The 24142-nt window shown below is 69.1% G+C and carries 21 protein-coding genes; 3 read left to right on the top strand and 18 right to left on the bottom strand.

All coding sequences use genetic code 11. The features are described 5' to 3' along the window. Positions 1-210 precede the first annotated feature (210 nt). The 10 genes from ACLJO0_RS38990 to ACLJO0_RS38945 all read right to left on the bottom strand — a co-directional run bounded on the left by ACLJO0_RS38990 (position 211) and on the right by ACLJO0_RS38945 (position 12132). Positions 211-1269 (bottom strand): M48 family metallopeptidase, encoded by a 1059-nt coding sequence (locus ACLJO0_RS38990; protein ID WP_410584641.1) that lies wholly within the window; start codon positions 1267-1269, stop codon positions 211-213. Between the two features lie 46 nt (positions 1270-1315). Next, positions 1316-1921: a DUF2567 domain-containing protein gene (locus ACLJO0_RS38985; protein WP_125794867.1), complete on the bottom strand. Its 606-nt coding sequence runs from the start codon at positions 1919-1921 to the stop codon at positions 1316-1318. Positions 1922-2074: 153 nt separating this feature from the next. Beyond that, positions 2075-2278: a hypothetical protein gene (locus ACLJO0_RS38980; RefSeq protein WP_410584639.1), complete on the bottom strand. Its 204-nt coding sequence runs from the start codon at positions 2276-2278 to the stop codon at positions 2075-2077. Further along, on the bottom strand, positions 2265-3281 hold the full coding sequence (bioB, locus tag ACLJO0_RS38975) for a biotin synthase BioB (RefSeq protein ID WP_125787900.1): 1017 nt from the start codon (positions 3279-3281) through the stop codon (positions 2265-2267). Before bioB ends, ACLJO0_RS38980 begins: the two co-directional genes overlap by 14 nt. A gap of 84 nt (positions 3282-3365) precedes the next feature. Further along, the gene (gene bioD / locus ACLJO0_RS38970; RefSeq protein ID WP_410585010.1) at positions 3366-4082 is read right to left on the bottom strand and encodes a dethiobiotin synthase; all 717 of its coding nucleotides are present in this window, start codon (positions 4080-4082) and stop codon (positions 3366-3368) included. 114 nt (positions 4083-4196) lie between these two features. Further along, positions 4197-6401, bottom strand: coding sequence for a SulP family inorganic anion transporter (locus tag ACLJO0_RS38965; RefSeq protein WP_410585008.1), 2205 nt, complete (start codon positions 6399-6401; stop codon positions 4197-4199). Positions 6402-6749: 348 nt separating this feature from the next. Next, the gene (locus tag ACLJO0_RS38960; RefSeq protein ID WP_410584637.1) at positions 6750-9008 is read right to left on the bottom strand and encodes a bifunctional SulP family inorganic anion transporter/carbonic anhydrase; all 2259 of its coding nucleotides are present in this window, start codon (positions 9006-9008) and stop codon (positions 6750-6752) included. 239 nt (positions 9009-9247) lie between these two features. Then, a complete protein-coding gene (locus ACLJO0_RS38955) occupies positions 9248-10528 on the bottom strand; it encodes an adenosylmethionine--8-amino-7-oxononanoate transaminase (RefSeq protein WP_410584635.1) in 1281 nt (426 codons plus the stop codon). 25 nt (positions 10529-10553) lie between these two features. Next, complete coding sequence (locus tag ACLJO0_RS38950) at positions 10554-11753, bottom strand: cytochrome P450 family protein (protein ID WP_410584633.1); 1200 nt, start codon at positions 11751-11753, stop codon at positions 10554-10556. Between the two features lie 25 nt (positions 11754-11778). Further along, positions 11779-12132 carry an SRPBCC domain-containing protein gene (locus ACLJO0_RS38945; protein WP_125795419.1) on the bottom strand — a complete coding sequence of 118 codons (354 nt, stop codon included), beginning with the start codon at positions 12130-12132 and terminating at the stop codon, positions 11779-11781. A 124-nt stretch (positions 12133-12256) separates the two neighbouring features. Between ACLJO0_RS38945 and ACLJO0_RS38940 the strand changes: the two genes are divergently transcribed. Further along, a complete protein-coding gene (locus tag ACLJO0_RS38940; protein WP_410584631.1) occupies positions 12257-12880 on the top strand; it encodes a uridine kinase in 624 nt (207 codons plus the stop codon). A gap of 4 nt (positions 12881-12884) precedes the next feature. On the opposite strand, the gene ACLJO0_RS38935 is transcribed toward ACLJO0_RS38940, so the two are convergent. The 4 genes from ACLJO0_RS38935 to ACLJO0_RS38920 form a co-directional block, all read right to left on the bottom strand. Beyond that, positions 12885-14042 carry a glycosyltransferase family 4 protein gene (locus ACLJO0_RS38935; protein ID WP_410584629.1) on the bottom strand — a complete coding sequence of 386 codons (1158 nt, stop codon included), beginning with the start codon at positions 14040-14042 and terminating at the stop codon, positions 12885-12887. Positions 14043-14120: 78 nt separating this feature from the next. Further along, the gene (locus tag ACLJO0_RS38930) at positions 14121-15173 is read right to left on the bottom strand and encodes a C40 family peptidase (RefSeq protein ID WP_410584627.1); all 1053 of its coding nucleotides are present in this window, start codon (positions 15171-15173) and stop codon (positions 14121-14123) included. A 445-nt stretch (positions 15174-15618) separates the two neighbouring features. Then, positions 15619-15861 (bottom strand): hypothetical protein, encoded by a 243-nt coding sequence (locus tag ACLJO0_RS38925; RefSeq protein WP_410584625.1) that lies wholly within the window; start codon positions 15859-15861, stop codon positions 15619-15621. Positions 15862-16113: 252 nt separating this feature from the next. Continuing rightward, a complete protein-coding gene (locus ACLJO0_RS38920) occupies positions 16114-17502 on the bottom strand; it encodes an NYN domain-containing protein (RefSeq protein WP_410584623.1) in 1389 nt (462 codons plus the stop codon). A 96-nt stretch (positions 17503-17598) separates the two neighbouring features. On the opposite strand from ACLJO0_RS38920, the gene ACLJO0_RS38915 reads away from it, so the two are divergent. Together ACLJO0_RS38915 and ACLJO0_RS38910 are read left to right on the top strand one after the other, a co-directional pair. Further along, complete coding sequence (locus ACLJO0_RS38915) at positions 17599-19320, top strand: DEDD exonuclease domain-containing protein (RefSeq protein WP_410584621.1); 1722 nt, start codon at positions 17599-17601, stop codon at positions 19318-19320. A 39-nt stretch (positions 19321-19359) separates the two neighbouring features. After that, positions 19360-19644, top strand: a complete 285-nt coding sequence (locus tag ACLJO0_RS38910; RefSeq protein ID WP_005154220.1) for an Lrp/AsnC family transcriptional regulator — start codon at positions 19360-19362, stop codon at positions 19642-19644. Between the two features lie 175 nt (positions 19645-19819). Here the strand turns inward: ACLJO0_RS38910 and ACLJO0_RS38905 are convergent, their stop codons facing one another. Genes ACLJO0_RS38905 through ACLJO0_RS38890 form a run of 4 tightly spaced genes read right to left on the bottom strand, consistent with a single transcriptional unit; the run spans position 19820 to position 24111 of the window. Continuing rightward, positions 19820-21487, bottom strand: a complete 1668-nt coding sequence (locus ACLJO0_RS38905; RefSeq protein ID WP_410584619.1) for a cytochrome b — start codon at positions 21485-21487, stop codon at positions 19820-19822. After that, positions 21484-22617 carry a ubiquinol-cytochrome c reductase iron-sulfur subunit gene (locus ACLJO0_RS38900; RefSeq protein ID WP_410584617.1) on the bottom strand — a complete coding sequence of 378 codons (1134 nt, stop codon included), beginning with the start codon at positions 22615-22617 and terminating at the stop codon, positions 21484-21486. Before ACLJO0_RS38900 ends, ACLJO0_RS38905 begins: the two co-directional genes overlap by 4 nt. Then, a complete protein-coding gene (locus ACLJO0_RS38895; protein WP_125794855.1) occupies positions 22614-23432 on the bottom strand; it encodes a c-type cytochrome in 819 nt (272 codons plus the stop codon). Before ACLJO0_RS38895 ends, ACLJO0_RS38900 begins: the two co-directional genes overlap by 4 nt. Before the next feature lie 55 nt (positions 23433-23487). Further along, positions 23488-24111: a heme-copper oxidase subunit III gene (locus ACLJO0_RS38890; RefSeq protein WP_125787912.1), complete on the bottom strand. Its 624-nt coding sequence runs from the start codon at positions 24109-24111 to the stop codon at positions 23488-23490. Between the last annotated feature and the right edge of the window lie 31 nt (positions 24112-24142).

Genomic DNA, 24142 nt, shown 5'->3' with positions numbered 1-24142 from the left:
CCGCGGTGCGAAGGACGCCTTCCTCGCATGCCACGCGACGAAAGCTCCCTTCACCACACGAGACGCGGGGAAAGTCCCCTTCAGCCCGTACTCAGGCTGACGCCGGCACGCGCGTCCTCGAACCTGAACTAAGCCCCCCTCAAACGCTATGAAAGGCCCCTTCATTGCAAAATTTGCAATGAAGGGGCCTTTCATAGCACGCGCGAGACGCTACTTACCCGACTCCGGCGCCGACTCCTCGTCCGGACCGCTACCCCCGCCGAACTTGCTCCACACCTTGCCCGCCGCCCCGGACACCGCCTCGCCGACGTCGCTGAACACCTTCGTCAGCGGGTCGGCCGAGCTGTTCCAGGAGTCCTTGTACGACTTCGCGGCCGACTTCAGGTCGTCGGTCCAGGTGGACGACGGCGCGTCCGCGTCCCGGCGCGGGTACTCGCCGGCCAGGATCCCCCGGTAGTCCTCCGACGCGGCCCACTTCTGCAGTTGCGCGGCGCGCACGACGGCCAGCGGATGCGACATCGTCTCGACGTAACGCAGCTTCAGGTAGCTGTCGCGGATGTCCTCGACCGACTCGTATTCCGCCGCCTGCTTCAGGAACGCCGGGATGTCGATCTTCGACGGGTCGATCCCGCCCGCGACGAGGATCTGCGAGCGCAGCGCCGCCGTCGGGTCCTGCGAGCACAGCAGCCCGGCGCGGTCGCAGGACAGTTCGGCCTTGCGGTACCACTCGCGCAGCGCGGCGATGACGACGCGGATGCCGATCGCGCTCACCGGTGTCCACGACATCGACATCTGGAGATTGATCAGCCGCAGCAGGATCGTGCGGTACACCGCGTGCCCGGACAGCACGTGCCCCATCTCGTGCCCGATCACGAACCGCAGCGACGCGAGGTCCATCGCCTCGACGGCCGCGGTGTTGAGCACGATGAACGGCTCGTCCATGCCGATCGTCTGCGCGTTGACCTCGGGGCTGCGGGCGACGAACAGGTTCGGCACGCGGTCGAGGTCGAGTGTCTCGGCGCATTCGTTGCGCAGTTTGTCCAGCTCCGGATACTGCGTCGGCCCGACCCGGATTCCGGACGCGAGCGCCATGAGCCGCTCGCCGCGTTCGGCGTAGAAACCGGAAACCGCCTTCACGACCTGCGCGAATCCGGGAACCGCGCGCAAGGTGGCCAAGGCGCCGCGGTCGACGGGGTGTTCGTAGGCGCGCGGGCTGATGCCCGGGAACCGGACGGCGTTGTGCCGGGAAACCTCGATGTCGTCGGTCAAGAGAGAGCCCCCTAGAGAAGTTGCCGCCCACCCTAGAGGAAATTCGTCAGCCGAGGCGGCGACCCAGGTCTTCCCGTCCGTTCCACGCGGTCAGCAGCGTGTAGGCCAGCGTGGTCATCAGCGGCGCGGCGAGCATGATCCACGGGGATTCGATCTGCGGCGCCTTCGCGATGACGTCACCGACGGCGGGCGTCGAGGCGATCTCGTAGCGTCCGTTGGCGAACGCGACCCCCATCGTCGTCCCCAGCCAGCCCGCGAGGGTCGCTCCGCCGGTCGCGGCGATCAGCACGACCGGGCCGCGGCGCTCCCGCAGCAGCCAGGTCACGATGCCGATCAGCAGCCCGGCGCCGAGTGCGAGGAAACCGTAGACGGCAAGGTCGTCGAAGCGGTGCCAGCTCTCCAGTTCCAGCGGGGCGAGGCCACCGCGGTCGTTGATCACCCGCATCCGCTGTGGCGGCGCGAGCCGCGCCCACAGCCAGGCCAGCGGGAAGCCGAGCAGTCCCGCCGTGGACAGGACGCTCACCGCCGGCAGCAGATCGGCCTTGACGACGACCTTGGGGAACGGACGGCGCGGCCTCGGCAGCACGGGCACCGACCAGGGGTCGGGCACGCTGGAAGACAGGTGCGCCGGTTTACCGGTCGTCTCGCCCAACCCCGGACTCCTCCCTCGAACTGCTTGTGCAGAGCGTAACCAATGACGCCCCCAGCGCACGCAACCCGCCGCGTATCTCCCGCAATTCGTCATCTGGTTGCGGTGGTTGCGCGCGCAACTACCGCAATTAGATGACGAATTGCGGGAGGGAAGTCAGCCGGCGAGTTCACCATGACGGCTGCACTTGGCCGTCCAGCCCACCGGGGTGATCTGGACGACCATCCGCCGCGCGCAGTACGTGCAGTAGCGCGGCGGTTCGAGTGCCGTTCTCGGGTTGTGACAAGCGGGATGTTCCGCGCCGGCGTCGGACGGCTGTCCACAGTGGACGCAGAACGCGGGCCGGTCAGAGGACGTCACTGATCGCCTTCACCGGCATCTTCAGCTCGTCGAGCATCTCCAGGTCCGCGGTGGCCGGGCGGCCGAGGTTGGTCAGGTAGTTGCCGACGATGATCGCGTTGATGCCGCCGAGCATGCCCTGTTTGGTGCCGAGGTCGCCGAAGGTCAGCTCACGGCCGCCGGAGAAGCGGAGCAGCGGACGGGGCATCGCCAGCCGGAACGCGGCCACGGTGCGCAGCGCGTCCTTGCCCTCGACGATCTCGTATCCCTCGTACGGCGTACCCGGCTGCGGGATGAGGAAGTTCATCGTGCACTCGTCGGGGTTCAGCTCGGCCAGCTGCGCGGCGAACTCGGCGCGCTGTTCGATGCTCTCCCCCATGCCGATGATGCCGCCGCAGCAGACCTCCATGCCCGCCTCGCGGATCATGCGCAGGGTCTCCCACCGCTCTTCCCACGTGTGCGTGGTGACGACGTTCGCGAAATGCGACCGCGCGGTCTCCAGGTTGTGGTTGTAGCGGTGCACGCCCATCTCGACGAGTTCGTCGACCTGCTCCTGGGTGAGCATGCCGAGCGAGCAGGCGATCTGGATGTCGTTGCCGTCCTCGCGGATGGCCTTGATCCCCTCGCGGACCTGCGAGAGCAGCCGCTTGTCGGGGCCGCGGACGGCGGCGACGATGCAGAACTCGGTCGCGCCGGTCTCCGCGGTCTGGCGGGCGGCCTTGACCAGGCCGGGGATGTCCAGCCACGCCGAACGCACCGGCGTCGGGAAACGCCCGGACTGCGAACAGAAGTGGCAGTCCTCGGGGCAGCCGCCGGTCTTGAGGCTGATGATGCCCTCGACCTCGACCTCGGGGCCGCACCAGCGCATGCGGACCTCGTGGGCCAGCGCCAGCAGGTCGGTCAGGTGGTCGTCGTCGAGCCGCAGGACTTCGAGGATCTGCTCTTCGGCGAGTCCGACACCACGCTCGAGGACCTGGTCACGCGCCACGGCGAGGATGTCGACGGTCTCCGGGGCTGTGGTCACGGGGCGGCTCCTGTTCGGGGTGGGGCGGTGAAGCAAAGGCACATCATCGTGCACGACCGGGCGCCTCGGCCACAGCGACGCAGGTCACTTCTTGGCCGACGCCTGGCCGACGAAGCATTCCGGGTCGAACTCCCCGCCGAACCACGGCGAGAGGCCGGCCCTCGCCCGGTCGGCGAACTCCTCGGGAGTGGCCGTGCCCAGCCCGGCGGGCAGCACGCCCAGCAGCGGGGCACCGGCGGCGACCGGCAGGTCACGCAGGTTCGACACCGCCGCCAGATCCGGCTCCTCCGGCCACGAGCCGATGATCACCCCGGCCACGGTGAGCCCGCGTTTGGTCGCGACCTCGGCGGTCAGCGCGGTCGCGTTGAGCGTGCCCAGCCCCGCCTCGGCCACAAGGATGACCAGCGCGCCGAGCGACCACGCGACGTCGGCCAGCGTGGCCCCGTCGGCGTCGAACCGGACCAGCAGGCCGCCCGCGCCCTCGATCAGGGTGAGGTCGTGTTCGCCGTTGAGGTCGCTCGCCGCGGCGGCGATCTCACTCGGGCCGAGCGTCGGCAGTCCCGAGAGCCTGGCCGCCGCCTCCGGCGACAGCGGATCCGGGTATCGCCGCAGCTCACGGGTGGTGACCGGACCGGCGAGCCGGAGCACGTCGGCGAGATCACCCGGCTCGTCGGGGCCGACCCCGGTCTGCGCCGGTTTCAGCACGGCGACGCGTTGGCCCTGACCGGCGGCCAGCGCGGCGATGGCGGCGGTGGAGATCGTCTTGCCGACACCCGTACCGGTGCCGGTCATGACCAGCATGCTCACGTGCGTTGAACTTAGTGGGTCGGTCTACAGGGAGGCTGAAGGGGACCATCCCCGCATGCGATCGGGTGAAGGGCGCTTTCACCTCGTGGCATGCGGGGAAAGCGTCCTTCAGCTCTCCCGATCGGGCACGGTGGTCACGACACCGACCGGGGCGAACGCCGGGCTCTCGTCGTCCGACAGGTAGACCTGCGCCGCCCCGACGTCGAAGTACATCCCGGTCAGGTGCAGTTCGCCGCGTGCCTCCGACTCGGCGATCAGCGGATAGTGACGCAGGTGCTCCAGCTGCTGAAGCACGTTCTGCAGCGCCAGCCGATCGACGTGCCTGTCCGGGCGTTCGCCGTCGAGGGTCACCGGGACGTCGCGATGCGCGCTCGGCTCGGCGTGCCGCAGCCAGGACGCCAGCATCGGCGCACCGTCGGGGGCGCCGGTGGCCAGCGCCTGCATCGCGCCGCAGCCGGAGTGCCCGCAGACCACGATCTCGCGCACCTTCAGCACGCCGACGGCGAACTCGACGGTGGCACCCATCGACGGGTCGGCCCGGCGGGCGGGCACCAGGTTCCCGATGTTGCGGACGGTGAACAGGTCACCGGGGCCGCTCGTGGTGATCATGTTCGGCACGATCCGCGCGTCGCCGCAGGTGATGAACAAGGTGTGCGGCGACTGGCCGCCCGCCAGCTTGCTGAGCGCGGGTTGCATGAGCGCGGCCGTGCGCCGCTGGAACTCGGTCGCCCCGCGCCGTGTGGGTCCGCCGCGCTGGCCAGGCACCTCGACGTCCTTGGCCTGCCAGTCGGACCACGGCGCGAGGAACCGCGGCACCGAACGCATCGCGGCCGTCCTGGTCAGCGTGGGATCGCCGGATTTGCCGTTGGCGAACCACGGATGCCCGATCTCGTCGACGGTCACCTGCCCGCCGGAGCGTTCGTGCGCCTGCTGCCAGTTCGAAAGGCTCTCGAAAGCGGCGTGGTCAAGGTAGTCGACGACAAGCTCCAGGGTCACCTTCGCGCCGTCGGGCACGGTCGCGAGCACCCGGCTGAGCCTCGGCACCGAGAGGAACGTCAGGACACCTTCGACGACGACGCGCCATTCGTCGCCGTCGCGTTCGGCGTGGATCCCGGACCACACGGTGCGCCGCAGCATCAGCAGCACCGAAAGCGCGATACCGAGCAGGACGCCGGTGAGCAGGTCGAAGACGACGACACCGGCGAGCGTCACCAGGTACAGCCCCAGATCACCGTGCTTGAGGACCTGCTTCATATGGCCGGGGTTGACCAGTTTCGCGCCGACGTGGACGAGCAGTCCCGCCAGCGCCGCGAGCGGGATGTTCTGGATCAGCCCGGCGAACGCGGCGACGAACACCAGGATCCAGACGCCGTGCAGGATCGCGGACACCCGGGTGCGGGCGCCGGCGGCGACGTTGGTGGAGCTTCGGACGATCACACCGGTGACCGGGAGCCCGCCCAGCGCGCCGGAGGTCATGTTCGCGGCACCCTGCCCGATCAGTTCGCGGTCGAGGTTCGACCGCGGTCCGGTGTGCATCTTGTCGACGGCGACGGCCGACAGCAGGCTTTCCACGCTGGCGATCAGCGCGATGGTGATGACCGCGACGGCGAACGCGCCCCAGCCCGCGTCCGGGAATTCGGGCGCGAAGCGGATGTTGAGCAGGTCACCCGGCAGGTTGACGCGGGGCAGGGTCATCCCGGTGGCGACGGACAGCACGGTCACCAGCGCGATCGCGGCGAGCGGACCGGGCACCTTGCGGACGGACCGCGGAAGCCGCGGCCACAGCAGCAGGATGCCGATGGTGAGCACGCCGATCAACGCGGCGGTGTCGTGGTGGCCGACGATCTGCGCGGGCAGTTCGGCGATGTTCTTGAGCGCCGAGCTCTGTGCCGTTCCGCCCAGTACGACATGGAGCTGGCCGAGGACGATCGTGACGCCGATACCGGCGAGCATGCCGTGGACGATGGCGGGCGAGATCGCGAGCGCCGCGCGGGCGATGCGGCTCAGCCCGAGCAGGATCTGGAGCGCGCCCGCGACGACGGTGATCGCGCAGGTGGTCGCCCAGCCGAAGGTCGCGATGGTTTCGGCCATGATCACCGTCAACCCGGCGGCCGGACCGCTGACCTGAAGCGGGGAGCCGCCGAGGGCTCCGGCGACCACACCTCCCACCACGGCGGCGATCAACCCCGCGACGATCGGCGCCCCCGACGCGAGAGCGATCCCGAGTGAGAGCGGGACGGCGACGAGGAACACCACCAGCGAGGCGGGCAGGTCGTGCCGAAGCACGGCGAGAGGTTTTTTGATGATCACCATCATGATCACCAGATAACTGGTGAATTGTCCGATATGCACCACCCTATCGAGTGAATATCACCCTACTGTCGGGTGGCGTGGCCCACTTTCGGCTCGGTTTGTTGCCCGGAGATGTCCTCCGTGTGGCGAAAAGCCTTACGGGCTCCCGAATCCTGGGATGTATCGGTCGGCCGCCCGGTCAACTCCGGTGGGTCGTGAGTGGCGATTCGGGTGACCTGCGGCGCTTCTTGCGTGCTGCCCGAAGTACATGAAGGACCCCTTCCTGCACCTAGGCGCAAGGAAGGGGTCCTTCATGTACTTGGGCTGGGGTGAAGTGCCCCTTCACGCGCGAGCCTGGCCGTTACGCGCTCAGGACTTCACCGGCGTCGCGGCCGAGGTGAACGACCGCGGCACCTCGTCGAGCAGCGACACGTTCGCCTCGCCGACGTCGAAGTACATACCCGTGAGCCGGAGTTCGCCACGCGCCAGCGCCGCGTCGACGACCGGATACGAGCGCAGGTTTTCCAGTTGCTGCACCACGTTGTGCAGGGCGAGCTGATCGCTTTCGTGCGCGGGACGGGCACCGTCGAGCAGCACCGGTCCCTCCCTTTCCCTGCGCCGCAAGGTTTCCTCGCCGTGGCGCAGCCAGCCCCTCAGTTGCGTGAGCCCGGCGGGCGCGTCCCCGAGCAGCGCCTTCATCGCGCCACAGCCGGAATGCCCGCACACCACCACTTCCCGCACCCGCAGCAACCCGACGGCGTACTCGATCGCCGCCCCCACGGAGAAATCCGCGTCGGCACCGGCGTGCGGGACGAGGTTTCCGATGTTCCGCACGGTGAACAGGTCTCCCGGACCGCTGGTGGTGATGAGGTTCGGCACGATCCGCGCGTCGCCGCAGGTGATGAACAAGGTATGCGGCCGCTGCCCGTTCGCCAGCCCGTCCCAGGTGCTCCGCAGCAGCGGCGCCGTCCGCCGCTGGAACTCCGAAGCACCACGGCACAACGGGGCGCTGCCACCGCGCTGGCTCGGCAGTTCGAGGTGTTCGGCCTGCCATTGCGACCATGGCGCGAGCCAGCGCGGCACCACCCGTGACGCGACGCCGCGGCGCACGGTCGGCACGCCAGCCTTGCCGCGTCCGAACCACGGATGCCCGATCTCGTCGACGACCACGGTGCCCCCGGCGCGTTCGTACGCGCGCTGCCAGCCGCGCAGGCAGTCGAAAGCGGCGTGGTCGAGGTAGTCGACGAACAGTTCCAGCGTCACCTCGGAACGCCCGGGGACTGTGGCCAGAACGCTCGTGAGCCTTGGTACGGAAAGAAAAGTGAGCGCGCCTTCGATGACGACGCGGGTCCGCGGGCCGTCCGGTTCGACGTGGATCCCGGAGAACAGCATCCGGCGCAGCATCAGCGCGAGCGCCGCCACGATCCCCGCGGCGACGCCGGTGAGCAGGTTGACGGCGACCGCGCCGAGCAGGGTCGCGAGGTAGACCGGCAGGTCGCCGTGGCGGCGGACCTCGCGAAGATTGGTGAGGTTGACCAGTTTGGCGCCGACGTAGACGAGGAGACCGGCGAGCGCGGCGAGCGGGATCAGCCGCAGCGCGCCTGCCAGGAACAGGCAGCAGCCGAGGATCCAGGCGCTGTGCAGGATCGCCGACATCCTGGTCCGGGCGCCCGCTTCGAAGTTGGTCATGGTGCGCACGACGACGCCGGTGACCGGGAATCCGCCGAGCGAACCGGCCGCGGCGTTCGCCAGGCCCTGTCCGATCAGTTCGCGGTTGAGGTCGGTGCGCGGGCCTTCGCGCAGCTTGTCGATGGCGACGGCGGAAAGCAGGCTCTCCAAGCTGGCGATGAGCGCGATGGAGAGGACGGCGGCGATGATCGCCGCCATGGACCCGGACGGCACCTCGGGGACGAAACCCAGCCCCGGCAAGCCGTTCGGGAGGTCGACGCGCGGCAGGTCCATCCCCGCCGCGACGGAAAGGCCGGTCGCGAGCGCGACGGCGGCGAGCGGACCGGGGACGCGGCGTACCGAAGCCGGCATCCTGGTCCACGCCAGCAGGACGCCGACGGTGACCACGCCGATCAGCGCGGCCTGGTCGTGGTGACCGACGATCCGGCCCGGCAGCGCGAGGATGTTCGCGATCGTGGAGCCTTGCGCCGCTCCGCCGAGTACGACGTGCAGCTGGCCGAGGACGAGGATCAGCCCGATCCCGGCGAGCAGGCCGTGCACGATGGCGGGCGAGATCACCAGCGTGGCGCGGGCGACGCGGCAGACGCCGAAGACGATCTGGACCACGCCCGCCGCGGCGGTGATCGCGCAGGTGGCTGCCCAGCCGAAGGTCGAGATGGTCTCCGCGATGACGATCGTCAGCGCGGCGGAGGGACCGCTGACTTGCAGGGCGGAGGCGCCGAAGAGGCTCGCGACGACTCCGCCGACGACGGCGGAGATGAGTCCGGCGAGCAAGGGGGCTCCGGCGGCGTGTGCGACGCCGAGCGAGAGCGGGACCGCCACGAGGAAGACGACGACCGAAGCCGGGAGGTCGTGGCGAAGGTTCTTCAGGAGGGTCTTTGCGGGATTGCGGCGGCCCGGGGGCCCGGTGTCGTGCTCGTCACCAACGAAGTCGATCATGGGGGCAGGAAACCCGATCGGCGCGCAAAAGTCCGCTACGCAAAGGTTTCTCAGGTTTGCTTGTGCGTCGAGGAACTAGGACGTAACACCTATTTGCGACAAAGCACCCGAGACGGGTCCCGATCGGACTCGCCCGTTGGCCTTACCAAGATCAACTCATGACCACGCTCTGTACCGAGCGTGGCCTTCCCGGTTTCCTGTGGCCACGGTCACACTCTTTGTGCTGAATTTCGCCGTTTTTACGCTTTCTGTGCGGCCGAGACCATTGCGGAAGTGATCGCGGCGAGGTCGTCCGCCTCGGAGATGTAGGGCGGCATCGTGTAGATCAGGTTCCGGAACGGGCGCAGCCAGACCCCGTTCTCCGTGAGGACCTCGGTCGCCACCGCCATGTCCACGGGATGGTCCAGTTCCACCACGCCGATGGCGCCGAGCACCCGCACGTCGGCGACCGAAGACAGCGCACGAGCCGGTTCGAGCCCGGCCTTCAGCGCGGCCTCGATCCGTGGGACGTCGGACTTCCAGCCGCCTTCGGCCAGGATCCCCAGCGACGCGTTGGCGACGGCCGAGGACAGCGGGTTCGCCATGAAGGTCGGGCCGTGCGCCAGCACCGGCAGTTCACCGCGCGAGATCCCGTCGGCGATCTCCGGCGTGCACAGCGCCGCCGCCATCGTGAGGTAACCACCGGTCAGCGCCTTGCCGAGGCACAGGACGTCCGGCGTGACTCCGGCGTGTTCGGCGGCGAACATCGTGCCGGTGCGGCCGAAACCGGTGGCGATCTCGTCGAAGATGAGCAGGACGTCGTTGGCCTCGGTGAGCTCGCGCAGCGCGCGCAGGTACGCGGGCGGGTGGAACCGCATGCCGCCGGCGCCCTGCACGACGGGCTCGACGATGATCGCGGCCAGTTCGCCCGCGTGCCGTTCGATCTCGGTCGCGAGCAGGTCGAGGTACGCCGGATCCGGCTCGTCGGCGAAACCACCCGGCGGCTTGGGCAGGAACAGCTGGTCCGGCAGGATCCCGCGCCACAGCGCGTGCATCCCGCCCTCGGGATCGCAGACGCTCATCGGCGTGAACGTGTCGCCGTGATAGCCGCCGCGCCAGGTCATCAGGCGCCGCTTTTCCTTGCGCCCCACCGACTGCCAGTACTGCAGGCACATCTTGACGGCGACCTCGACCGACACCGACCCCGAATCGCACAGGAAGACGTGCCGCAAGCCCTCCGGGGCGAGGTCGACCAGCGTCTTCGCCAGCCTGATGGCCGGTTCGTGGGTGAGCCCGCCGAACATCACGTGACTCATCCGGCCCGCCTGCTCGGCCAGCGCCGCGTCCAGCACCGGGTTCCGGTAGCCGTGGATCGCCGCCCACCAGGACGACATGCCGTCGATCAGTTCGCGGCCGTCGTCGAGGGTGAGCCGGACCCCGCTCGCCTCGCGCACGAGCAGGGAATCGATCGTGCTCGGCATCGGCCCGTACGGGTGCCAGACGTGTTCCGCGTCGAGCGCGAGGAGTTCGGCGGCGTCCATCCGGCGACCCTACGACACGTCCTCCTCAGCGCAGGCGCACAGGGAGGGTTTCCAGGCCGTGGACGAGGGAGCTTTCCCTCCACCGCAAGGTTTCCGGTTCGGCGTCCAGGGCGAGGGCGGGGAACCTCTCCAGCAGCCCGCGCAAGGCGATCTCGGCCTCCAGACGGGCCAGCGGGGCGCCGACGCAGTGGTGGATCCCGTGCCCGAACGCGAGATGCCCCGAGGCCGGCCGCGTGACGTCCAGCCGGTGCGGGTCCTCGAACCGCGCGGCGTCCCGGTTCGCGCCGAGCAGGGAGACGAGCACGAATTCGCCCGCCGGGATCTCGACGTCACCGACCGGCACGGGTTCCTTGGTGAACCGGATGGTCGCCAGGTGGATCGCGCCGTCGTAGCGCAGGAACTCCTCGACCGCGCCGGGCAGCAGGGCGGGATTCCCGCGGAGGGCGGCCAGCTGGTCCGGCTCCCGGAGCAGCGCCAGGACACTGTTCGCGATCAGGTTGACCGTCGTCTCGAACCCCGCCACCAGCAGCAGGAACGCCATGGCCAGCAATTCGTCCGCGGCGAGCGAATCGCCTTCGTCACTGGCGTGGATCAGGCCCGAAAGCAGGTCGCCGGCGGGCTCGGCGCGCTTTTCTTCGATGAGGTCGACGAGGTACGCGTGCATCTTCGCGGCCGCGGCTTGGAGCTCTTCGGGCGTCGACCAGGCGAGCATCGTGTTCGACCACGTCGCGAACGCCGGCTGGTCGCCCGCGTGGACGCCGAGCAGTTCGCAGATCACCCGGATCGGCAACGGGACGGCGAAGGACGGCAGCAGGTCGACGCGTTCGGCGTCGCCGATGCCGTCCAGCAGTTCCGCGGTGATCTGCTCGATCCTCGGCCGCAGCCGGGAAACGGTGCGCGAGGTGAAGGCCTGGTTGACCAGTTTGCGCAGCCGCGTGTGGTCCGGCGGATCCGTGTTGAGCATGTGCGCGCCGAGCGCGCGTACGGCGCTGTCGGCCGCGGATTCGAAGCCGTCGCGTTCGAAGAGCCGCCGGATGGCCACCGGATCCTTGCCGACGCGGGAATCCGCGAGGATCGCGCGGGCTTCGGCGTATCCGGTGACGATCCAGGCGTCCAGGCCGCGCGGCATCCGGACCTTGCGGGCCGGGCCCTCTTCGCGCAGCAGCGCCGAGACCCGGTGTGGTTCCTGGACGAGATCCCAGGCCAGGTTCTTCGGTTCCCCCATCGGTACGCCTCCCCCGGCGCGCCGGTCAGCGTTCGGCCAGCGCGGCCACCACTCGCTCGGTCACTTCGGTCCAGTATGCCCGCTGTTCTTCGCGCTCGTCGGCGCCCGCGAGCCATTCCTGGTGGAAACGGAGCGTGGTCTTCTGCTCGGTGCCGCTCACCGTGATCTGCAGGGTCGAGTCGTGGTCCCAGTCCTTCGGCCGCCAGGTCAGGCGGAGCTTGTCGCCCTCGGAGCGACGGCGGATCTCGCCGGTCGTCCCGTTGGCCGTCTCGTACCCCGCGCCCGGCTCGTGGCCGAGTTCGGCACCGGGGCCGAGCCAGATGCCCACGCCTTCACGTCCGACCAGGAAGTCCCACACCTGTGTGCTGTTGTACGGCACGGTCTGGGAAACGCCTACCTGCCAACCACTTCCGGCTGTTTTGGCCGTTGCTTTGGTCACCGGGCCATCATCCCATCGGGTGTACCGTGCGACGGTCACCGGTCCGGGTGGAGGATCTCTTTCCGTGCGCTACCGTCCGATTTCTCCCGCTCTGCTGGTCTCCGAACTGACCGAACGCATCACGGCGATCACCGACCGCCGCCGGATCGCGGTCGCCGTCGACGGCGCGGCCGGTGCGACCAACACCACAGAACTCGCCGATGCCCTGGTCGATCCCCTGCGGATCGCCGGTCACGCGGCGTTGCGGATCTCGGCGAACGACTTCCTCCGCCCCGCCTCGCTGCGTTTCGAACGCGGCAAACAGGATCCGGACTCGCGCTACAGCGACTGGCTCGACCTCGGCGCACTGCGCCGCGAGGTACTCGACCCGCTCGCCGAGGACGGCAGCGGACTGGTCCTCCCGTCGCTGTGGGATCCGGTCCGCGATCGCGCCACCCGCGCCGAACGCGTCGAGCTGCCCAAAGGCGGTGTCGTCCTGCTGGACGGCGAGTTCCTCTTCGGCGCGGGGCTCGCTTTCGACCTGAGCGTGCACCTGTGGCTCTCACCTGCCGCGCTCAAGCGGCGGGTGCCGGACGCATGGGCGCTCCCCGCCTACGAGCGCTACGAACAGGAAGTCGACCCGTCGGCGCTGTCCGACGTGGTGGTCCGCGTCGACGACCCGAAGCACCCGGCGCGCTACGAACCCTGACTGCTCAGCGCACGGCCGCGACGGCATCGCCGTCGAGCAGCCCGGAAAGCCTGTCCGCCATGGTGTCCCATCGCCAGTTCTCGCCCACCCATTCGCGACCGGCGGCCCCCATGCGCCGCGCCCGCACCGGATCCGCCAGCAACGCGGCCAGCGTCTCTCGCAGCTGCTGCTCGTCGCGGCCGTCGACGACGTGCCCGGTGACCTCGTCCAGCACCGTTTCCGGCGCGCCCCCGGAATTCCCGGCGACGACCGGCAGCCCGGACGCCGAAGCCTCCAGGTACACGATGCCAAGGCCCTCGACGTCGAGTCCCTTCCCGCGCGTCCGCGCCGGCATCGCGAAGACGTCACCGGCGTTGTAGTGCGCGGGCAACTCCTTCCACGGCACCGATCCGGTGATGACGACGCTGTCCGCGACCCCCATCGCCTCGACCAGCCCGGTGAGCGTCTTGCGGTACGGGCCACCGCCGACGAGCAGCAGCGCCACGTCCGGGATCCGTTTGCGGAGTTCGGGCAGGATCTTGATCAGCATGTCCTGGCCCTTGCGCGGCACCAGGCGCGAAACGCACACGATCGTCGGACGGTCGCCGAGGCCGTGCCGCTCGCGGATTTCCTTGCCCGCGGCCGGGTCCGGCCGGTAAAGCGCGGTGTCGACACCGCACGGGAGCATCTCCAGCCCCGCCATCGGGCCGAAGGCGGCCGAAAACCGGGAGCGCGTGTACTTGCTGACGTAGGTGATCACGTCGACGGTGTCGCCGATCCGGCGCAACGCCTGCCGCGAACCCGGGAGCATCGACCAGCCGACCTCGTGGCCGTGCGTCGACGCCAGCACCCGGCGGGCGCCCGCGGCCCGCAGCGGCTGTCCGAGCAACGCCAGCGGCGCGGCCGCGCCGAACCAGACGGCCTCGCAGTCGCGGGCGCGCATGATCTCCTTCGCCCGCTTGAGCACGTCCGGGGTCGGCAGCATGAGCGACGTCGGATGGCGCACCACCTCGAAGGGGGCGGCGGCGTCGAACTCGCCGTGCGAACCGGTGCTCGATTCCCAGGAGGGCGCGTAGACGACGAGGTCGTCCGCGGGCAGGCGGGTGGCCAGCGAGTTCAGGTAGTTCTGGATGCCGCCTGGCCGGGGCGGGAAGTCGTTGGTCACCAGCAGGGTCCTCAGCACCTCTGCAGGCTACTTGGCCCTCCGCAGGCGAAAGGGGCGGCACCGCTCGCGCGGTACCGCCCCTTTTCGGGTGTTCGATCAAGCGGTCGGGCGACGGGCCCCGACGTAGTTGTTCTGCAGCGGCGACACCTTGACGACGTCACCGGTGGTCGGCGCGTGCACCATCATGCCGTTGCCGACGTACATGCCGACGTGCGAAACCGGCGAGTTGTAGAACACCAGGTCGCCCGGCTGGAGCTGCGACCTCTGCACCGGAGCGCCGAAGGTCGACTGCTGACGGCTCGACCGCGGCAGGGTGAGACCGGCCTGCTTGTACGCCCACAGCATCAGACCCGAGCAGTCGAACGACGAGGGGCCGACGTCGCCCCAGCCGTACGGGCTGCCGAGCTTGCTCTTGGCGGCCGACAGGGCCGCCGCCGCGGCGGGACCCGGAGCGGGCAGGTTGGGGAACGCGCCGCCCTTGTCCTTCTGGGCGTTGCGGTCCGCGGTGCTCAGGTTGCCGCTGGCCCGCTGAATCTCCTTCAGCTGGTCGTTCAGCGTCTTCTGGCGCGCCTCGATGTCCGTGGTCAGCTTGGCGGCCGTGTCACGGGCCGCGGTCGCCGTGTTCTGGGCGTCAGCCGCCTGCTTCGCCGCTGCCGCCGCCTGGGCGACGGCACCGCTCAGGTTGGTCAGGGCGGTGTTCTTGTTCGCGGCCAGGACCTCGAGCGCCGAGGAGCGCTCCAGGAAGTCCTGGGTCGACGCGCCCGACAGCAGCGACGACAGCTTGTTCAGCTGCACACCGCTGGTGAAGGAGGCACCGGCGAACTTGTTCACCTCGGCCTGGAACGTCTTCTCGTCACCGGCCGCCTTGACACCGAGGTCCTTGGCGGCGGCGGCGTCCGCCGTGGCCTTGTCGAGTTCTGCCTGCTTCGCGGCGAGATCGTCCTTCGCCTTGAGGAGGTCTTCGTTCGCCTTCTCCGCCTGTGCCGCGAGGTCGCGGTACTTGGCGAGAGCGTCCGAACCGGACGGGGGCTGTTGGAGGGCGGGGGCTGGGGCAGCAGTGGCAGCAGGCTGGGCGACCGTTACGGCGGTGATCACCGCGGCCGCGGCCAAAGCTCCTGACACCACGCGCTTGACTGGATGCGACTGCACGGTCGCGCGTGTCTCCTTTGCTGTCGGCCACCGACTCAGAACCCGGGACGAAGAGGTCGGGGGCCCTCTTCCGCGAAGCCGCGACGCCGACCGTGAGGCCCGCGCGGTTCTCCGCGTTCCCGCCGTGCGCCTGGCCGAGTGCTATCGCAACAGGTTTGGCGTACGGCTGGTTCTGGCGCAACTCCCCGACAAAGCTGCTTCAGTGGCGATCCCGTGTCGCCGTCTGGCGACGACTTCCGGCCACGAGATCTCGGACAGGTTACGAAACCACAGGCACCACGTCCACCATGGCAGGCGCAAAAACTCTCCGTGATGCGCCGAAACACCTTCGGACCAGCATGAGCGGAAAGGTGTGACAGGCGTTACATCCTGGGGCTGGTCACGACTACCTACCGTTCACCCGATCGGATCGACCACTCGTCGAATGCCCCGGTCGTGGCGTGTCTCAGGCGGATTTCCGGCGCTCCTGCCCCACGATTTCGACCATCCGGAGGCGCGGGACCATCCCGGCTTCCGCGAGCGCGTCGACCGCCCTCCGCTCGTCGACGTCCCATTCGAGCGCCGGCGGCGCGCCGAGAAGGACACTGACGACACAGTCATGACATGCGTCACCGCGGACCGCACAACGGTCGCAATCGATGACGAAGGTCTCTATATCCGCTATATCGGCGATGGCCTTGCCGTCCATCTCGACTCCTCACTTTCAGTGGTGAGGTGCACATTAAGAGCGACCACCGACAGTTTCGGCCTCGTGAGTGGCAAGGACAGTTCTGGCGAGCCTCCTCTAGGTACCTACCGCGTGACCTGTGGCGCTTCTTGCGTGAGGTACATGAAGGACCCCTTCCTGTACCTAGGCGCAAGGAAGGGGTCCTTCATGTACTGGGGTCCTTCACGGACCTGCGATCCCGACCCGCCCGCCGTAAGTACGCCCTACCGGACTTCAGACCCGGCTGAGCCGCGACACCAGTACCGCGGACGGCACCGGATGCGCGCCCTTGCGCCGCACCGAGTCCGCCACCGCGCGGTCCGTGCTCGCGACCACCATCGGGCGCCCCGGCGGCTCGGCCGCGACCAGGGACCGGATGACGTCGTCCGCGAGGACGCCGCGTTCGGAGAACAGCACCCGCACCCCGCGCGGCACGGCCGCGGGCACGGAGAGCACACCGGCACCGTCGAACACGACGGTGACCTCGGCCGAAGTCCGCGCGGCGAGCGCGGAAAGCTGGTGGATCAGCCGGTCGCGCTGATCGGAAAGCGCCAGTTCCGGGTAGCCGGTCTTCGTGACGTTGTAGCCGTCGACGATCAGGTGCACGTTGGGCAACGCGAGATGCCGGTCGAGCGCGGTGACGTCCTGGATCTTGCCGCCCGCCCCGAGACCCGACGTCGCGCCGCGGACCATGTCCGCCGGGCGCTGGCCCCGCGCGCTCACCGAAAGCTCCCGGCGAAGCCCGCCGACGGCGCCTTCGATGGTGTCCAGCAGCAGCCCGAGCCTGACCTCGTCGGCCTGACGCGCCTCGCGGGCGGACTGACGGGCGATCTCAGCGTCGGTGACGGCCTTCTCCGCGCGCGCCCGCTCGGCCGCGACCCGCTGCCTCTCGCGGTCCAGCTGGGCCTTCAGCGCCTTGATCTCCGCGGCGCTCTCGGCGCCGCCGCTCTCCACTTCGGCGCGAGCCTCGGCGACCGCGTCCTTGGCCTGACGCAGCTGGACACCTTGCTCTCGCAAGCGCTTCAACAGTTTTTCGACCTCGGCCTCGCGTTCACCCCGCGCGCCACTGGCGATCTCCTTGGCCTCGCGCAACTCTTCGCGCAGCTGGGCCAGTTCGGTCTCGAGCCGCTGGTTGCGGGCCAGCGCGGCATCTCGTTCGGCGCGCAACGCCGTCTCCTCGGCGTTCTTCGCCACCAGCCGGACCCGTCCGGCCGCGCCGGCCTCGCCAAGGAGCACGGCGGCGGCCGCGGCGGCGACGGAATCGGGGGCGTTCGGGTCGAGGGCGTCCTTGCGGTGGTCGCGCAGCCATTCGGTGACCGCGACCCGGAACTGCGAAGACTCCCCCAGCGCGGCGAGCAACGCCGCCCCGCCGAGTTTCGCGCGTTTCGCCGGGGCGAACTTCGCGACCGGGCGCAGCTGCCTCGGCACGTCGGCGACCGGCAGTTTGCCGACGGCTGCGGCCGCCAGCTCGGCGATCCGCTCCCGCACGGTGTCCGGCAAGGACGTCCAGCCTTCGGCCGGTACCTCTTCGGACGGCTCCTCCGCGCCCGCCGACGCCACGACACCCGAGGGACCACCGGTGGCGTCCTCGGGTGATTCGGGCTCTGCGGGCTGCGGTTGCATCGCTCCAGCGTAGGCCCCATGGCCTCGGGGCGCGCTGGATGGGACGGCGTGCGGCGTTCCCGGGATTGTCGGTGCCCACCCCTACTGTGCCCGACCATGGACACCGGACGGCGGCCCGGCGCGGCGCAACTCGCCTTCGACGAGCTCGGAACCCCTTTGCGCGACACCACTTTCGTCGTATTCGATCTGGAGACCACCGGGACGAAACCCGGTCCGGACGGGATCACCGAGATCGGCGCCGTCAAGGTCCACGCGGGCGAGATCGTCGGCGAGTTCGCCACCTTCGTCAATCCGGGGATGCCGATCCCGCCGCAGATCGTCGAGCTCACCGGCATCACGAGCGCGATGGTCTACGACGCTCCCCGCATCGAGCGTGTGCTGCCCGCGTTCCTCGAGTTCATCTCCGGTGCCGTGCTCGTGGCGCACAACGCGCCCTTCGACACGGGCTTCATGCGCGCGGCCTGCGAGGGCCACGGCTACCGCTGGCCCAAGACGGCCGTCGTGTGCACCGTCCGGCTCGCCCGCCGGGTCATCTCCCGCGACGAGACCCCCAGCTACCGGCTTTCCGCGCTGGCCGCGCTGTTCGGGGCGCGCACGACACCGAACCACCGTGCCCTCGCGGACGCGCGCGCCACCGTCGACGTCCTGCACGCGCTGCTCGAACGCGTGGGCAACCTCGGCGTCCACACTCTCGAGGAGCTGCTGGACTACCTGCCCGAGGTGACGGCGGCCCAGCGCCGCAAACGGTCGCTGGCCGAGCACCTGCCGTCGAGGCCCGGTGTCTACCTGTTCCGCGGCCCGAGCGACGAGGTCCTCTACGTCGGGACGTCGTCGGACCTGCGCCGCCGAGTCCGGCAGTACTTCACCGGATCGGAGAGCCGAGGACGGATCCGGGAGATGGTCGCGCTGGCCGAGCGGGTCGACGCGGTCGAATGCGCGCACGCGCTGGAGGCCGCGGTCCGGGAGCTCCGGCTGATCGCCGCCCACCGGCCCATGTACAACCGCCGTTCCAAGAACCCACGGCACGCCTGGTGGGTCGCGCTGACCGAGGAGGCGTTCCCCCGCCTCTCGGTGGTCCGCATGCCGCGAGACGGGATGCTGGGGCCCTTTCGCACCCAGACCGACGCCCGCTCGGCCGCGGACACCCTCGCCGGCGCCTCGGGACTGCGGACGTGCACCCAGCGGATCTCGGCCACCGCGCCGAACGGAACGCCCTGTGTCCTCGCCGAACTCGGGCGCTGCGGAGCGCCGTGCGCCGGGCAGCAGACGATCGAGGCGTACCGGCCGAGTGTGCTGGCGGTGTCCGGGCTCATCGCCGGGACGGACGGACGTCCGCTGCGAGCCGCCGCCGAGCAACTCGCCCGGCTCTCCGCGGCGGAGCACTACGAACAGGCCGCCCAGCATCGCGATCAACTGGCCGGGCTGATCCGCGCGGTCGGCCGGGCGCACCGTCAGTCGGCGCTGGCCGGAATCCCGGAACTGATCGCCGCCGGGCCGGACGGGAAAGGCGGCTGGGAACTGGCCGTGATCCGGTACGGCAGGCTCGCGTCGGCGGGTGTCGCACGACGCGGGGTACCGCCGATGCCGGTGGTCGAGATGCTCGTGGCCTCGGCGGAGACGGTGATCCCCGGCCCCGGTCCGCTCTTCGGCGCGATCCCGGAGGAGATCCAGATCCTCCTGCGCTGGCTGACCCGCCCGGGTGTCCGGCTCGTGCGCACGACGCAGCCCTGGGCGGAGCCCGCCGCCGTGGCGGGCGGCTGGCAGGAGTGGCTCGACCTGGCGTCGAGCGCGACGGCACTCGAACGCGTGGCGGGCTAGGATTTCGGCACCGGATTCATTGACGTAGGAGGCGCTGTAGTGATCACCGCGATCGTGCTGATCCAGGTCGAGGCCGATGCCATCCCCGAGGCGGCACAGGCGATCGCGGACATCGAGGGGGTCCGCGAGGTCTACTCCTGCGCGGGCGATGTCGATCTGATCGCCTCGGTCCGCGTCGCCGCCCACGAGGACCTCGCGGATCTGATCCCGGCGAAGATCGGCAAGGTCCCCGGCGTGCTGAGCACGGTCACGCACATCGCGTTCCGCTCGTACTCGAAGGCCGACAGCGAGTCGGCGTTCGACATCGGTGTCGAAGGCGCCTGAGCCTCTTTTTTGCCGGCGCACGTGCCATGAAAGGTCCTTTCCTTGCAAAATTCGCAAGGAAAGGACCTTTCATGGCATCCGGAGGCGCCCTCCGGAACCGCTAAGCCCTGAAGCGCGTGAAGGCCCCCTTCCCTCGGCTGCACCGAGAGAAGGGGGCCTTCACGCGTGTCTCGGGCTAGTGCCCGGAGGTGATCTCCTTGCGCTCCTCCGAAGGCTCGCCACCGATGTCGTCGACCTTGCCGTTGCCGTGCCCGTTGGCCCGGGCGCGTTCCAGCGCGATCGTCTCCTCGACCGGGTCCGGCGACCAGGCCGAACCCGCGACGGCGTGCCCCGCCGAGCCGAGCTTGTTCATCTTCTTCGGCACCGACGCGCCCTGGTACTCGAGCGGGATCGCGTGGCCGTGGTCGTCCACCGGGCCGAGCGGCTGGTGGATCTCGATGAACTCACCGTGCGGCAGGCGCTTGATGATGCCGGTTTCGACACCGTGCTCGAGCACCTCGCGGTCGGCCCGCTGGAGGCCGAGGCAGATCCGGTAGGTGACGTAGTACGCGATCGGCGGCAGCAGCAGGACACCGATCCGGCCCGCCCATGTCGTCGCGTTCAGCGAGATGTCGAAGGCGAACGCGATGATGTCGTTGAAGCCCGACAGCATGATGACCGCGAAGAAGGTCAGGGCCATGATGCCCAGCGAGGTCCGCACCGGGACGTCGCGCGGACGCTGCAGCAGGTTGTGGTGCGCGGTGTCCTTGGACAGCTTTCGCTCGATCCAGGGATACATCACCAGCAGGCCGATCAGCAGTGGCATGCCGACCGCGCCGGGGAAGAACACCGCCGGGACCGTGTAGTTCCCGAGGTAGAGCTCCCACGCTGGCCAGATCCGCAGCATGCCGTCGGCCCAGGCCATGTACCAGTCCGGCTGCGAACCCGCCGAGACCTGCGCCGCGTTGTACGGGCCGATGTTCCAGATCGGGTTGATCTGGAAGAGGCCCGACATCAGCGCGATGACGCCGGTGACCAGCGCGAAGAACGCACCGCCCTTGAGCGCGAAGACCGGCATGATGCGGACGCCGACGACGTTGGTCTCCTTGCGGCGCACGCCGGGGAACTGCGTGTGCTTCTGGTACCAGACCAGCGCGAGGTGCGCGGCCACCAGGCCGAGCATGATGCCCGGCAACAGCAGGATGTGGATCGTGTACAGGCGCGGGATGATCTCGTTGCCGGGGAACTCCCCGCCGAACAGCGCCCAGTGGATCCAGGTGCCCATGACCGGCACCGAGAGCACGATGCCCGACAGGGTCGCGCGGATACCGGTACCGGAGAGCAGGTCGTCCGGGAGCGAGTAGCCGAAGAAGCCTTCGAACATGCCCAGGACCAGCAGCAGCGCACCGATGACCCAGTTCGCCTCACGCGGACGGCGGAACGCGCCGGTGAAGAAGATCCGGAACATGTGCACCATCATCGAAGCCACGAAGATCAGCGCGGCCCAGTGGTGCAGCTGGCGGACGAACAGACCGCCACGGACGTCGAACGAGATGTCCAGCGTGGTCGCGAAGGCCCGCGACATCTCGACGCCCTGCAGGCCGGTGTAGCTGCCGTTGTAGACGACCTCCTCCATGGAGGGGTCGAAGAACAGCGTCAGATAGACACCCGACAGCAACAGGATGATGAAGCTGTAGAGCGCGATCTCGCCGAGCAGGAACGACCAGTGCGTCGGGAACACCTTGTTGAGCTGGTGCCGCATGCCCTTGGCCAGGTGATACCGGTCGTCGGCCCACTTCGCACCAGCGCCCGCGGCCTTCTCGACCGGGTTCGTCCCCTTCGTCGGGGTGGTGAGTGAACTCATGACTTACGCTCCCAAAAGGCCGGTCCGACGGCCTCGTTGAAGTCTCCGCGCGCGATCAGGTAGCCCTCAGAGTCCACTGTAATCGGAAGCTGGGCCAAAGGCCGGGTCGCCGGCCCGAAAATCGGCTTGGCGTAGTGGAGCGCGTCGAACTGGGACTGGTGGCAGGGGCAGAGGATGCGGTTGGTCCGCTGCTCGTACAGGGAGGTCGGGCAGCCCACGTGGCTGCAGATCTTCGTGTACGCGTAGTAGTCGCCGAAGTTGTAGTCCTCCTGGCCCTGACGCTTGACGACCTTGGCGGCGTCGGTCGGGCGGAGGCGGATCAGCATGACCGGGTTGTCGACGCGTTTGAAGGCGGCCGACAGCGCGTGCTCGTCGTGCTCTTCGGACTTGCGGTACGGGAACACCGTCTCCATCGCGCCCGCGTCGAGGTCCTCGGCCTTCACCAGGGAGATCTCGTGCGGACGGCCGGTGTTGCGGCGCAGATAGACGACCTCGTCCGGGAAGTTCTTCTTCCAGCCCGAGTGCCACAGGGAGTCGCGGTTCTCGGTGTCCTTCCACGGGTCCTTGATGAAGGACGCGACCGGCAGCGCCGCGACGGCGAGGCCGAGCACACCGGCACCGGCACCCGCGGACCGCTTGATCATCGAACGGCGCGCGATGGTGCTGCGGCTGCCCGAGTCGGCCAGCTGGGCGAGGATGGTGGCCTTGTCGACCTCTTTCGACCCGCCGTCCCCGCGCTCCTGGACCGCGACCTCGGCCGGGATGAACTTCTTGGTGTAGAGGACGGCGCCGACGCCGATGGCGAGCACGGCGACGCCGAGCGTGACACCGAGCAGCGGCGTGTACAGCGTGTACATGGTGTAGCCGGTCTTGCCCGGCTCCTTGTACTCGAACCAGTGCGGCCACGCGAGGAGGACCACGAACGCGAGGCCGGACAGCGCGGCCAGCACGAACCAGAGGGCGACAGCGCGCTCGGCGCGCTTCTCCGCCTTCGTCCCCTCGACCGGCCAGGGCGTCGGGTATTCGATGATCTCGACCCCGTCGAGCGCGGTACCCAGCTTGACCAGCTGGTCGCGATCCATGTCCGCCAATTCCGCCTCTGTCGGCGGCTTCGGCCCTTCGGCGCTCATGCCTTCGATCCAATCCACAACGTCACGCCGATCAGCGCGGCGATCCCGACGATCCACGCGATCGCGCCCTCCGAGGCCGGGCCAAGACCGCCGAGCGAGCTACCGCCAGGGGAGTTCTTCCCGTCACTAACGGATTTCACGAACGCGATGATGTCCTTCTTCTCCTCCGGCGAGAGCTGCCGGTCGGAGAACTTGGGCATGTTCTGCGGCCCGGTGAGCATCGCGGTGTAGATCTGCTCTTCCGTGGCCGGGTCCAGGTTCGGGGCGAACTTGCCCGAGGAGAGCGCGCCGCCGCGGCCGGTGAAGCCGTGGCAGGAGGCGCAGTTGAGGCGGAAGAGTTCGCTGCCGCGCGCGACGTCCTCGCCGCGCAGCGCGTCACCCTTCTCGGTGGGGCGCTGCGCGCCACCGCCGTTGGCCTGGATGTAGGCGCCCAGGGCGTTGATCTCGGCCTCGGACAGCTTCGGCGGCTTCCGCTGCGCCTGGGCTTCCTGGCGGACCGCCGGCATACGGCCGGTGGAGGTCTGGAAGTACACGGCCGCGTCGCCGATGCCGATGAGGCTCGGGCCACGGTCGGTGACACCTTCGAGCTTCGGCCCGTGACATTCGATACACGTGTTGTTGTAGAGCTTCTCGCCCTCGCGCAGGAGGGCGGATTCACCCTGCGCCTGCGCGGTCTGCGGCTCCGGGGCGAAAACGGCGTACAACCCGCCCACGCTCAGCAGCGCGATCCCGAGCGCCAGCGCGCCGGCGAACCGCCTGCGTGCCTTCGACCGCTTGCGGAAGCGGCGCTCCGTGTTGTCCTTGCTGGAGGTCATCTTGCGGCAACCCTTGCTGTCAGTTCAGGCCGATAGGTCGTGGTGGCGGCTTCGTTCACGGAAGGATGTAGATCACCGCGAACAGGCCCACCCACACGATGTCGACGAAGTGCCAGTAGTACGACACGACGATCGCCGAGGTGGCCTGAGCCGGGGTGAACTTGCTCAGCTTGGTACGGATGAGCAAGTACACGAACGCGATGAGCCCGCCGATGACGTGCAGGCCGTGGAACCCGGTCGCGAGGTAGAAGACCGTGCCGTACGCGCCGGACGGGATCGTCAGCCCCTCGTGGATCAGGTTGATGTATTCGTAACCCTGGCCGCCGACGAAGATCGCGCCCATGATCAACGTGATGATGTACCAGCGGCGGAGGCCGAACACGTCACCCTTTTCGGCGGCGAACACACCGAACTGGCAGGTGAACGACGACGCCACGAGGATCACGGTGAACGGGATCGCCAGCGCGATGTTCAGGTGGAAGGGCTCACCGTGCAGCGGCGGCGGCCATTGGCCGGACGCGTTCTGCGCCTTCACGGTGAAGAACATGGCGAACAGTCCGGCGAAGAACATCAGTTCGCTGGACAGCCACACGATGGTGCCGACACTGACCATGTTCGGCCGGTTCAGCGAGTGGACCCGCTGGCTGATGGTGGGAGCTGCCGTTGTCACGCGTCGCATTATGTCCTCTCACGCACGGGGCCCGCCGGGT

Origin of the sequence: Amycolatopsis sp. lyj-108 (genome assembly GCF_046549005.1) — a bacterium.
In the GTDB taxonomy this organism is placed as follows: domain Bacteria; phylum Actinomycetota; class Actinomycetes; order Mycobacteriales; family Pseudonocardiaceae; genus Amycolatopsis.
This window is presented reverse-complemented; position numbering and strand designations above follow the sequence as displayed.

Coding starts and splice junctions, on each gene's coding strand:
- ACLJO0_RS38895 (WP_125794855.1), bottom strand. CDS start 23,432: ATGACCTCCAGCAAGGACAACACGGAGCGCCGCTTCCGCAAGCGGTCG.
- ACLJO0_RS38900 (WP_410584617.1), bottom strand. CDS start 22,617: ATGAGCGCCGAAGGGCCGAAGCCGCCGACAGAGGCGGAATTGGCGGAC.
- ACLJO0_RS38915 (WP_410584621.1), top strand. CDS start 17,599: ATGGACACCGGACGGCGGCCCGGCGCGGCGCAACTCGCCTTCGACGAG.
- ACLJO0_RS38905 (WP_410584619.1), bottom strand. CDS start 21,487: ATGAGTTCACTCACCACCCCGACGAAGGGGACGAACCCGGTCGAGAAG.
- ACLJO0_RS38950 (WP_410584633.1), bottom strand. CDS start 11,753: ATGGGGGAACCGAAGAACCTGGCCTGGGATCTCGTCCAGGAACCACAC.
- bioD (WP_410585010.1), bottom strand. CDS start 4,082: ATGCTGGTCATGACCGGCACCGGTACGGGTGTCGGCAAGACGATCTCC.
- ACLJO0_RS38955 (WP_410584635.1), bottom strand. CDS start 10,528: ATGGACGCCGCCGAACTCCTCGCGCTCGACGCGGAACACGTCTGGCAC.
- ACLJO0_RS38920 (WP_410584623.1), bottom strand. CDS start 17,502: ATGCAACCGCAGCCCGCAGAGCCCGAATCACCCGAGGACGCCACCGGT.
- ACLJO0_RS38890 (WP_125787912.1), bottom strand. CDS start 24,111: ATGCGACGCGTGACAACGGCAGCTCCCACCATCAGCCAGCGGGTCCAC.
- ACLJO0_RS38925 (WP_410584625.1), bottom strand. CDS start 15,861: ATGGACGGCAAGGCCATCGCCGATATAGCGGATATAGAGACCTTCGTC.
- ACLJO0_RS38965 (WP_410585008.1), bottom strand. CDS start 6,401: ATGGTGATCATCAAAAAACCTCTCGCCGTGCTTCGGCACGACCTGCCC.
- ACLJO0_RS38960 (WP_410584637.1), bottom strand. CDS start 9,008: ATGATCGACTTCGTTGGTGACGAGCACGACACCGGGCCCCCGGGCCGC.